Here is an 11,985-nt window from a genome sequence, read left to right as displayed (position 1 = left end):
GTAATATGATGAGTGAAGCAATTATTCATGGTATCATTCTTGCATTTGGACTTATCATTCCATTAGGTGTACAAAATGTTTTTGTCTTTAACCAAGGTGCGAGCCAACCAAACATTTGGAGGGCAGCCCCTGTAGTATTAACTGCCTCTATATGTGATACGTTACTCATATTGATTGCAGTGCAAGGTGTCTCCCTTGTACTCCTTACTTTTTCTTGGCTAACTAACTCATTATATATAATTGGATTTTTCTTTCTCCTATACATGGGCTTTGTTATTTGGAGAAGTAGCCCTTCCAACGATGTAACACAAGAAAAAAGTATGCCCTTAAAAAAGCAAATCCTTTTCGCAGCATCAGTTTCGTTATTAAATCCACATGCTATTTTAGACACAATCGGTGTAATTGGAACAAATTCTATTCAATACATAGGAAGTGAAAAATGGGCTTTCACACTTGCAACTATTATCGTTTCTTGGATTTGGTTTATAAGCTTAGCTTTAGCGGGGAAATTTCTAAAAAGACTAGACTCAACCGGAAAGACAATTTTATTATTAAATAAATTTTCTGGTCTCATCATATGGGGTGTCGCACTTTATATGTTAAAACAAGTTATTTATTCTTAATGAACGAAAGAGAATTGCATGTTACTCAAAACATCATGCAATTCTCTTACAAATTATGAAGTAGGTTCCGGTTTCTGTTTTACCGCCTTTGCATCCTTTGCTGGTTTAATCCAAATGATTGCTATGACAGCACCAATGGCAGCGAAAATACTAGTCAAATAAAACACTTCATGGTCCGCCCCTTTCATGAAAAAAGAATATAAAGGTGGTCCAGCTGCTACACCGATAAATCGCATTGAACTGTAAAATGACGTAACTGTTCCCCTTTGCTCCTTTTCAATTCCTTGTGTAATGAGGGCATCTAAACATGGGAGTGCCATACCAATCCCTATCCCCATAATAACGAGACAAAGAAGTAGTAAATAAATCCCTTTTATAAATAAAGGAATGATGACTGATGCAGCTGCCATTAAAAAACCAATATAGATACACTTCTTCATAACATTTTGATTATCTCCAATTTTTTTACCGGCCATATATGAACTAAGTGACAGTACAAGTAACGGGATAGCAAGCACACACCCTTTCCATATACCATGAATGTCATACTTTGATTCCAGTATAGTCGACAAATAAAAGAGAATTCCGAATAAAATAAGCATAATAATTGCACCTAATGCAAAAATGGCAATTAACCATCTTCCTTTTTCTCGAAACGTAGACAGAATAGATTTTATAAACTCTTTAAGTGGTGGTACTTCTCCTTCTTGTTTCTTTGCCTTTACTAGAACAAGTAATAAAACAATTGATACTACGCATAAAATTGGAATCGCCCAAAATGGTAAGAACCATACAACGGCAGCAAGAGCAGACCCTAAAATAGGGCTCAGCACTTTCCCAAATGTATTGGATGTTTCTATGATTCCTAAACCTGTACTAACTTGTTTTTCGTCTTTGTATAAATCACCAACACACGGTATAACAACTGGCATTGCACCAGCAGCACCAATACCTTGAATCGCTCTACCAATCAATATCCAATTGTAGGGATTATCAACTTTCCAAGATACCCAACCAGTTATCGCTCCTCCTATAGCTGCAATCAGCAAACTCGGAACCATTACCATCTTTCGTCCCCATCTATCTGATAAATAACCAGCAATCGGTATAAGTAGAATGGCTACGATAGAGTAAATTGTAATAATCATGGATACTTGAAACGATGAAATATGTAATTTCTTTTCAATAGTCGGCAGAATTGGGATGAGCATTGAATTCCCTAATGTCATAACAAGTGGAACTGATGCAAGCGCAATTAAACAACAGTTTTCTTTTTTTAACATGTTGGCTTCGAAACCTTTCATCATATATTTCTTACCATATAATAGCCCCGCTGGAACGTAACTTTTCATTCCACCAGGGCTATTACATCTTTACTACTTCCCATTCACAACAAAAGAAATTGGGGAAATTATAGTATTATTCCTATTCTTTGAATCCAGTTCACAATATATCCATACCAATTAATTGAAAAAAAAAGAAAGGAAGAATCCTTCCTTTCTCCTATAACCTTCTACAATTAGCGAGTATATCCGCCACCAAGTTGTTGTTCTGCCATCGCTACAAGGCGTTTTGTAATTTCACCGCCTACAGAACCGTTTGCACGTGAAGAAGTATCAGCGCCAAGTTGTACACCAAACTCTTGTGCAATTTCATATTTCATTTGATCTAAAGCTGCTTGTGCTCCATGTGATGCTAATTGATTAGAATTACGATTTCTAGCCATTACCAATCACCTCCTTATTTATATATAAATTGTGTTAAATTCAAATTAAAATACATGGAAATTTTTGGTTATTTTTTACCATAAAAAAAGAGACTCTAAAACGAGACTCTCACATCATTTCACATTACGAAGTTACTACTTCTAATTTTCTATTTATTAATACTTTCATTTCTTCTTTTAATATCTCTTTTGCATTATGTCCAAACCATTCTAAGGAAGCAAAAAGATCCGTACCTCTCACTTCCTGAATAATCTCATCATAATTTACAATACCTTCAAATAACGGAACCATACCAATACGACTTCCTGCTGCAGCATATACATTATTAGGTTCAAACACATGCAAATAATCCGCTGAAGATATATTCTTAAAATGGTAATGTAGTGTCCACGGCTTTAATCGATGGAAACTGTCTATTGGATCTGCGCCAGACTCCCATATATGAAGAAAATCAAGATTTATTTTTAAATTCGGATGATTTACTTCTTCTAATAGTTCTATAGTAGAAGGCAATGTGTCTGTTAGTGTATTGGGATGTGTTTCTAACAGCACATACATATTGTGCTGAGCAAACACATCACAAATCTTACGTATTCGCTTCACATACTCTTTTCTCTCTTGTTCCGAGAAGTCCTTGCTCCCTTTTTGCCCAGCAAACGTGCGAATTTTATTCGTATTAAACCAATTAGCTAGTACTACAAGTTGTTCACTTTTCTCTATCGTTTTTTCAAAATCTGCTGATAATGATATATCTAAGTAATCACTTATCATCGTAATTTCTAAGTTTTTATCCTTTAGAAAAGTCAATTCTCGTTCTGTCGTTTCGCGTTCTTGTATATACAAATTTTGTGCATGAGTCCCCCACAATTCAATTCCTTCAAAACCGTTTTCATATGCAAATTGAACAATATCAGTAAATGAAATTAATTGATGACGAAATGAAATGGTACATAGCGAATATTTCATAGCATTAAACTCCCCTATCTTAAATTCAGTTAGCTTATTAAAAAGTTGCGACAGACTGATTTGTTTTCATACCTTTCCATGATAGAAACTGTCTCTCTAATTCCTTCTTAATTTGCAGTTCAATTGCATTCATTTCATCCAGTTTTTCAATAATCGATACTAGCATACCTTTATTATTCGTCATTGCCATTTTAATTGCACGATACTGTACATTTGTAAATCCTTGTACAATATCCTCTACCCGATCACACCAATAATCAAATTCTTGCTCCGAATATTGCAACGTTTCACGGAAGTATGCAAAGGCATGCTCATAACTATATTTACGAATTGCAAGTACTGGTATTTGTTTTACTGCTGCTACAAGTCCAGAAAGCGCATATCCTTCTTCCTCATTTGCCATTTTTACAATTAAATTTTTCAGCTCCATAGTCAGTTCATTGTCGTTCTTTTTGAATGTTTCTGTGAAATAACTAGATACTGTTTCTTGCGTTGGCTCCCCAATTCCTTCTATATCAATGAAATACCCTCCACCAAATGGGTTATCTTGAATAGAGTGAAGTACTTTTTCTCTTTCCATATTTCCTTCCCAACGAAAATCAGGATCTAGCATGAACCACTCTTCTTCTTTCTCTGTTTTTGATATCATTAAATAATGTGGAAACGGTTTTTGATGAAATTTATTTTCCCTCTCTGGTAATAGAGACATATCAACCATTACAATGACATAACGATTTTCCGGCTTGTTTTCTACTAATTCTAAAAACGTTTCTACATTGCTATCTTTATCTTTTGCATGATCATACCATTCGTTTACTTTAATACCGTACAATTTTTCAAACCAAAGTAAATAATGATCATGGTTAATGTTTTCAGAGTGATATGAAATAATTCCGCCTTCTGTTATATCAAAATCTCCATCCCATAGTCCAAAATAAAATGGACGAAAATCAATGTCGCTACGCCTTTTTATAATTTCACAAAAACAACTCACTAAACAGTGCACTTTAATTGAAGTCATACTCTCATCCACTTTCCTAAAGGTTAGTTATTCACATTTATTTCCTGTAACTCCTCCATAAAATCAAGCAAAGATCCTACAGTAAGAAATGCCTTTGGATCTACCTCATCCTCTGGAACGCATAGCTTTACATCCATTTCTATGTATACAATAAGCTGTAACATCATTACCGAATCTATATATAAATCTTGATTTAAGCGCATCGTTTCTTCTAAATGCGTTACATTTTTCAGTTCCATTTTTTCTATCATAATTTTTAACACGGCATTCTTTAACGCTTCCCGTCTCATGTTGTAACCTCTCCCATCTCTAGTAACTTTCTACTTACTTTTCCAGTTTTATTTTTAGGAATTTCATTTACACTTTCAATTTCATGGGGAACTTTATAAGAAGGTAAGTGCTGAATACACCATTCTCTTATTTGTACTGGATCAACATGAGAGATCACTTTCGCTTTAACTATTTCGCCCATGACAGGATGTTTCCCTCGATATACAATTGCCTCTTGAACACCTTCCAATCGAAGCATCGTTTCTTCTACCTCTATAGGAAAGACTTTTAATCCCGAAACATTAATTACATCGTCCATACGCCCCATAAAATGAATGCCACGCTCAGATTTATACCCTAAATCTTTCGTGAAGATTTCCTTATCATTCATTTTCACGACGATTTCTTCCGGTGCATTTTCATCTGAACCTATGCTTATACTCGCATGAGGTAGAGGGTTTCCTAAATCTAAATGGCTCTTCATATCATGACATATACTAATACAACCTGCTTCAGAACAACCATATTGCTGCATCATATATGTTGTCATTTCTTTTAGTTTATAAAATAGTGCTTCTGGCAAAGGCGATCCTGATGTCATAATTTTATGAAACTGGAACGTTCCTAATGGAAAACTCCCCATAATGTGTAACATAAGTGGTACTGCATATATAATATGTTTTTCTGTATTGCGAACTATATTTAATGCGAATTTAGGATTTTTATTCGTAATGATTACAGGCTGGCTCCCCCTCTTAATTGCTGATAAAGTACCACATATTAGTCCGTATGAATGTGAAACAGGAGCCATAACGATTGGCACTTCATCTACTTCACAGTTTAAAGCTTCATTATAAGCGGTAATTTCCGTATCAACTTCCGTCCATGCTCTACGAATTAGTTTCGGTTCCCCTGTAGTTCCAGAACTATATTGCAATAAAGAAGGCTCTTCTAGTAAAAAGTTCCCTACTTCTAATTTTGTAAAATCGCCATATTCTCCATATAAAATTCCTACACAATTTGCACGCTTTGCCATTTCAATAGCTGTTTCTTTTGGTGTATCTTCATGTATAAGTAATACTGATGATTTCTTTTCTTTTAAGAAAAACACAATCGTAATAATATCGAATGGATCTTTCAGACAAAGTGCAAATCTATTTCCTTCTGCTTCTTTAAATTGTTCCATTTCCTCATAAACTTGTAATCTCGATTCAAAATCACTTTTGCTATACTCTTGTTTATTAACGATTAGCATAATTTCCCCCTGTAACAGCTGATTTTTGTTTCATAAGTTGTCTTACTCTATACAATGGATTTGGAACTTCATGAACAAGCGATTCCAGATCCATATATAATCGACGTTTCGTTAATTGTTCAGCATAGAATGTAGGTGCATATAATTGAATATTTTCAAATCTACCTTTCAAATGTGGATATATTCTTAAATGATTTTCAATTTCTTCAACAACCATCATCCAAAAATGTTCTTCTTTCAATCCATATTCATCCGCAAGTACGAATGCTAATTCTCCTAAATTAAACAGGAATAGTGCATCTAACACCATCTCTTGCAAACATTCAATGCGATCCATTTCAAAGAAATCATTCATTTTTCCATTCGCATATGTTTTATGCATTTTAGTAAAGTCGGGACATTTGTCAACCGTTTTCAAATATGGACGATAAAACTCAAGCCCTTCATGAAAATCCTTTAACGCAATACGAACAGGCACCCCTTCTTTATGGACTAGAATCATATTTTGTCCATGTGATTCCAGTGCGATGCCATGCTCTACAACAAGATGTATAACTGGTATTATCGCTTTTTGAATAAGTAATTGTAGCCAATCCTTCATTCCATATTTATTCAACCACGCATCAATAATTGGTGTACCATTTTTCTCTTTAGCGTATAAACCATTAAAAGGAATTGCATCTTCTTGTGCATCTAAATACTTATGAATGCTTTCGCGCCAAATACATCCTAATGAACCATATATAGCTTTTTTATTCGTGTCATACGTTACACTGGAAAACTCATTTAACAAGATTAAACGTGCTTCATCCATTAAATAGGCGTCATTACTTACAACATCATTTAACCAATTTGATATTGCTGGTGCACTCACAACAGAGTATGGTTTCAGCGTACGAAGTGTTGAAGTGTTGAGTAAATTCATCGATAATTTAACGTACGGTTTCTTTGGACTCGTAATATTTCTTAATGTTCTCATTGACTGTTGCGCGCAATAATCGTCCTCAGATGTTCCTAAATAAATAATAAATTTCCCCTGTATATGATCCGCATAATTTGAAATGATGAAATTCACCCACTGCCATGGGTGAACAGGTATAAACACGTACTGTTTTGGATTACATCCCTTATTACGAATTCGTTCCATAAACTCTTCTAATTTACGATCGCCAATCTCCTCTTTTAAAAGGTTGTTATACATCACTTCATTCTCATAACCTACAGTCGCATAATTCTTATGCGCTGCAATCCATATGAGTTTTATTGGCTGCATAAATTCATAACCATATTGAAAATTGTCACGATATTGAAATCCAACACGTGCTTTATAACTAGGATGATATGGATGGCCGTCTATTAAATGGCTTTCAAACTCATCGTAAGATTTTTGAGTATATTCTCTCTTATTATTTCTTTCATATTGTGCAATCGTGTCTTTAAATATTGTTTGTTCTAATTCGTGTATAAAAGAATCTAATTTAGCTTGTTCTACACTAGTAACCCGAAAAACTTCTGCTAGAAATTGCGAGACAGATTGTATTTCTTGCTGTTCATCTTGAACTCTTACTATTAATGAGTCTAACGAAATACGTCCAAATGTCATCCGTTCCCTGCCATAGCATTTGTACGTGACACTTTTGCCTTCTTCATCAAGTCCTTGTATTAGAAAAAGAAGTTGTTCTTCTTTTTCTATGCGAACCGGTGTAATAATCCCCTCATAAATTAACGATTCTACTAATTGACGTAGCACTCTTCTTCGTACTGAAATGTAATCTTCTGATTCGAGCGCCTTCAATACTTTCGTATGATACATGTCCACTCTCATAAAACCCTCCACCTTATGACAAAATACCATTATTTGTATTACGTGAAATTTTAACGTTATTTATGAACGAACAGCCACTTCTCTAACGAGTGGATTATGTACTTGCACATAAATAGCTTGCTCCAATGGATTACTTAACTCATCGACATCGAAAAATCTCGTTAGTAAATTTGCTTTACACGCTAACTTATCTTCGTCCAATAATTCTCTTAAAAATGTAGAAGGTTCCCGGTTATATGGAAGGAATGATTCAAGTACAGACCTTAATTCCGAGAGAAGAATTTCCTCCTTAATTAATCCTGCTGTGCCAAAACCATTAATGAGGCCAAACATATGATTGAAAATTAAGTAGTAACGAAATCTCTCATCCACAATATAGTCGTCATATAAATTTCCAGTACGTTCTCCAATACCAGCTAATTCATTATTAAGCATCTCTTTCATTGAATTACAGAAATAAAATCCTTGATTATCACGGAAATAATATTTGACCGGATAACCATCTTTTAGCTGAACAACGCTATTTTGCTGATGAGCTTCTAATGCAACACCATACTGTAAATACATCCATACCATTGGCTTTAAAGAAATATTCATATATCGTCTAAACCACTCTAAGCTTACTTCTTCACAGCTTTTACTTTCTAAATCTGCTAGGCGATGAATAATATTCGATAACCGCGTACGCTCCCCAGGTATAGCGTCTTGAACTAGCCCAGCAATTAATGTTGCGTCGTTTGCATGTTCACTATAAAAAGGATTCTCACGAATAATCACTTCAAATCCAGATTCTTGTGTTCCATAATTTAATGTAATAAAGGCTGGATCACAAATAAAATCAAATCCTGGAAATCTTTCTCGTACTTCACCAATAGCCGTATTTAACATTTCCTTCCCTTCAAGACCACTCTCAAGTTCTTTCAGTTTATTAATACGCATTGAATTCGTTACTTTCACCGGAAATGAAAACTTAAGCATATACTTCGAATTGGGATGATATAGCGTCCTTAGTGATGATGTTGCCATATAATACTTACCTACAGGACCAATATACTCAAGCAATTCTTGAATTATCCAATCTTGTACGTAAGCTTGATGCAAGAGCCATTCTGCCTGAAGCGGATGAATTGGAATTAATGCATATTGATCTTCCTTACAGTACTTCGCTATAAATTCCTTACTAACCATCTCATCATTACTTAATTCTTCTTTTATAATCGTTGTTGTAGAATCTGATAATAATGATTTTTCATTTACTATACTTTTATGTGCCCGAAAATAATGAAGCTGACATTCCCCTTTTAATTCTGGAGAATACATTGCACTTTTCCAATCCAATATCCCCTGTCTACTCTTTGGTGTAGGATGAGTTAAATGCCCAAATAATAAAGACTGCTCCGCTTCTATAAAAGTTGTATGGAAACCGTATAATGCGGATGTATCTTCTATTCTCTCTTTTGTAAATTCCTCAATATTTTGACAACTGCGGATAACTCGAAGCATAAGTTCCGCAGGATTCGTTCCTTCTCCGTAGTTGATCGACATCTCTTTTATTAAAAACGTAATAACTGTAACGTAATCTGCTGTAATAACGGAATTACTATCTCCAATTTGATAATAAAATTGTTCTCCAAACAAATGGCGATCTGTTGATGATTTATATATAACTTCTCCATACAAAGTAACGTTCTGTGCCGATAGCCGACAACATAAATATGTGGGGACTGTATCTCTATTCAACGTATTACTGAAGATACTTTTCATTCTTTCATCCTCTGTAATCCATTCTCCACTCCCTGTTTCTCTTAAATAACAGTTTAAAAAGCTTTGTAATGTTGCATGTTCTGCGATTTGTTTCGCAAGCTGCATGTTGGTCCTCCTCTTTATATTAAAGCTATCGAAATTTTATATAATAAACGATAATTGAATGTCGTTATCAATTATGATTCTAATTGATAATAATATTCAATTCAAGAGTATATTTCAGAATTTTTTTATCTGATTTAATTTTCCTTGTTTTCCCCCTTTTCTTTAATCTAGTTAAAAATACACAAAAAAAATACTCAGCTTCAAACTACATACTTACTATTTTTCATTAGTAATCTATCCAAAATGGTTAAACAAAAGAGGTATACCTTAATTGGTATACCTCTTTCAAACATAAAGTTTACATAATAATATTATTTATATCTCTCCAGCAATATGCTGTCTCTTCTACCTGTAATCGCTCTAAAAATTTTGTATCAATTTTTTCTGGGTTAAATTTTTCATAAAACTTTTTAGAAGGATTATTCGTAACAACCCAAACTAAAAGTGATTGCATATCATTCTTTACACATTCTGATAGTAACGCTTGAAATAACTTTTGTCCTATTTTCATTCCTTGATACTGTTGTAAAAGGTAGATTGCATATAATTCTCCATCACAATTATATGTACCAGTTCTTTCTACTCCCCCATCGATGAATCCAACTATTTCTCCATTTAAATTCTCTGCTACAAATCTAAATTGATGATTACCTTCTTTTTGAAAAATATCTTCCCATTGTTTTTCTCGTTTCTCATATGCTATATTATCTAGAATTTCGTCAGCAAATATCCCTTTATACGCTGTCTTCCAACTATCAACATGCACCTTTGCTATACCTGGTATATCATCCTTTATTGCTCTTCTAATATGTATTCCCATCATTTCTCCCCCCTTATTACTCATCATTATATCAATTTCATTCCTTAAAAATCCAAATAAAAAAGAGTGAATTTGAACTTCACTCTTTTTTATCACAATTATCTACTTTCCACTTCAACTGAAACTACTCGATCAATCTCTTTCAGGGAACTATATAACTCTGTTGTATATAAATCTTCTGGAGCTAAAATAACCATCTCCAGTTGCTGAAATGCTCCACTATCTATATCTTTAATTTTCACGCGTTTCACATGCATGCCTAAATTTTTAATTTGCTTAAATATACCATCTAACTCATGATGCTCTTTAACAGTAATTTTTATAGATAAATCCTTTTGTCTTAATGAATACGGTCCTGCAATTTTCACAAGTTGCGGAAGTACATTAATCGCTAAAATAATTAAAACCATAGCAACTGTCGCTTGTAAATAAAATCCTGCACCAATTGCGATCCCTAAAGCTGAAGCAGCCCACACCATAGAAGCTGTTGTTAATCCAGAAATAACGTCATTACTTCTTCGTAAAATGACACCTGCGCCAAGAAAACCAATTCCACTAACAATTTGAGCGGCCAGTCGCATCGGATCCATATTTGTATGTCCTGGAACAGAATATACATGCACAGATTCAATTGAAACCATCGTAATTAAACAACTTGCTACAGAAATAACCATACTTGTTTTCACACCCAGTGGTTTATTCTTTAGCTGCCTATCTATCCCGATGAATAATCCTAAAAAGAGTGCTAAACCTAATTTGAGTAAAAATTCATATGACATATTCCCATTCTCCTTACTTTACAATGTTTCCCTTAGAATAACTCACTATAACTCTTTTATGATATCAATTCCAGTCTTTTCTATTCATTTAACGTAAAAAACCGAAAAAACATTTATAACGATGTTTCTCCGGCTTTTTATTACACTTTAGATTCTTCTTTATTTCTGATCTTTAATCTTAATTTCTGCATCTTTGTAGAATGCTAATTTACTGTCATTATACTCTTTTGTAAATTTGTTAAACTGCTCTTTCGACTTTTGTGCTTCCACATTTAATTCATTAACAGTTTTAACTTTTTCACCGATTTCTTTTAATTTCGTTTCTTTTACTTTTAATTTTTCATACAGTTCTTTTTCAGTCGCTAACACTTTCGTGTAATTTTCATTCATCTTTTGGAATGCATCATAACGATTCTTATACGACTCTTCTACTGCTTTTGCTTGTTTTTGTAACTTCTTATCTTCAATCTTCTCTATATTACTTTGAACAGATTTCGTTTCCTTCTGTGCTTTTTCTAGCATTTCTTTCTCACTTTTCAATACTTTTTCACGATCATCTACATTTGCAGTAGCTTGCTCTATTTTCTTCACAACTGCTTCATTATGATCTTTACCTTCTTGCAAAATTTGAGCATATAATTCTTGCCCTTGTTTCTCTAACTGCTCTAATTTTTTTGCTTCATCCACTAAAGATTTTTCTTGTGTTGCTGCTGTTTCAAAAGCTGTATATAGATTTTCTTCTGGCTTTTCACCGAAACAACCTGTTAAAAGTCCTACTGATAATGCTCCAACTACTGCTACTTTTCCATACTTCAACGTTCATTCCTCCA

General features: G+C 33.9%; 12 protein-coding genes. 1 reads left to right on the top strand and 11 read right to left on the bottom strand.

Translation table 11 applies throughout. From position 1 onward, the window contains the following. Positions 1-8: 8 nt before the first annotated feature. Complete coding sequence (locus tag BHV55_RS10020) at positions 9-623, top strand: LysE/ArgO family amino acid transporter (protein ID WP_001287305.1); 615 nt, start codon at positions 9-11, stop codon at positions 621-623. A gap of 53 nt (positions 624-676) precedes the next feature. Here BHV55_RS10020 and bcbE read toward each other — a convergent pair whose 3' ends face one another. From bcbE to BHV55_RS09965, 11 genes are all read right to left on the bottom strand, one after another. Next, positions 677-1,906 carry a bacillibactin exporter BcbE gene (bcbE, locus tag BHV55_RS10015; RefSeq protein ID WP_033667350.1) on the bottom strand — a complete coding sequence of 410 codons (1,230 nt, stop codon included), beginning with the start codon at positions 1,904-1,906 and terminating at the stop codon, positions 677-679. A 236-nt stretch (positions 1,907-2,142) separates the two neighbouring features. After that, the gene (locus BHV55_RS10010; RefSeq protein ID WP_000113545.1) at positions 2,143-2,349 is read right to left on the bottom strand and encodes an alpha/beta-type small acid-soluble spore protein; all 207 of its coding nucleotides are present in this window, start codon (positions 2,347-2,349) and stop codon (positions 2,143-2,145) included. Positions 2,350-2,473: 124 nt separating this feature from the next. Beyond that, on the bottom strand, positions 2,474-3,316 hold the full coding sequence (locus BHV55_RS10005; RefSeq protein WP_000877670.1) for a sugar phosphate isomerase/epimerase family protein: 843 nt from the start codon (positions 3,314-3,316) through the stop codon (positions 2,474-2,476). Between the two features lie 37 nt (positions 3,317-3,353). Further along, positions 3,354-4,337 (bottom strand): DUF6005 family protein, encoded by a 984-nt coding sequence (locus tag BHV55_RS10000; protein WP_070757531.1) that lies wholly within the window; start codon positions 4,335-4,337, stop codon positions 3,354-3,356. Between the two features lie 23 nt (positions 4,338-4,360). Then, positions 4,361-4,627 (bottom strand): petrobactin biosynthesis protein AsbD, encoded by a 267-nt coding sequence (gene asbD / locus BHV55_RS09995; RefSeq protein WP_001250561.1) that lies wholly within the window; start codon positions 4,625-4,627, stop codon positions 4,361-4,363. After that, positions 4,624-5,862 (bottom strand): AMP-binding protein, encoded by a 1,239-nt coding sequence (locus BHV55_RS09990; RefSeq protein ID WP_000909579.1) that lies wholly within the window; start codon positions 5,860-5,862, stop codon positions 4,624-4,626. Before BHV55_RS09990 ends, asbD begins: the two co-directional genes overlap by 4 nt. Beyond that, complete coding sequence (locus BHV55_RS09985; protein WP_070757534.1) at positions 5,849-7,687, bottom strand: IucA/IucC family protein; 1,839 nt, start codon at positions 7,685-7,687, stop codon at positions 5,849-5,851. Before BHV55_RS09985 ends, BHV55_RS09990 begins: the two co-directional genes overlap by 14 nt. A 60-nt stretch (positions 7,688-7,747) precedes the next feature. Next, positions 7,748-9,556, bottom strand: coding sequence for an IucA/IucC family protein (locus BHV55_RS09980; protein ID WP_070757536.1), 1,809 nt, complete (start codon positions 9,554-9,556; stop codon positions 7,748-7,750). Positions 9,557-9,854: 298 nt separating this feature from the next. Further along, positions 9,855-10,379, bottom strand: coding sequence for a GNAT family N-acetyltransferase (locus tag BHV55_RS09975; protein WP_025966232.1), 525 nt, complete (start codon positions 10,377-10,379; stop codon positions 9,855-9,857). Between the two features lie 95 nt (positions 10,380-10,474). Continuing rightward, the gene (locus BHV55_RS09970; RefSeq protein ID WP_000119510.1) at positions 10,475-11,155 is read right to left on the bottom strand and encodes an MgtC/SapB family protein; all 681 of its coding nucleotides are present in this window, start codon (positions 11,153-11,155) and stop codon (positions 10,475-10,477) included. A 159-nt stretch (positions 11,156-11,314) separates the two neighbouring features. Further along, positions 11,315-11,971, bottom strand: coding sequence for a YkyA family protein (locus BHV55_RS09965; RefSeq protein WP_000873565.1), 657 nt, complete (start codon positions 11,969-11,971; stop codon positions 11,315-11,317). Positions 11,972-11,985: the final 14 nt, after the last annotated feature.

It is taken from the genome of Bacillus sp. RZ2MS9 (genome assembly GCF_001816185.2).
In the GTDB taxonomy this organism is placed as follows: domain Bacteria; phylum Bacillota; class Bacilli; order Bacillales; family Bacillaceae_G; genus Bacillus_A; species Bacillus_A cereus.
The sequence above is the reverse complement of the archived record's forward strand: the minus strand, read 5'-3'. Positions and strand labels throughout refer to the sequence as shown.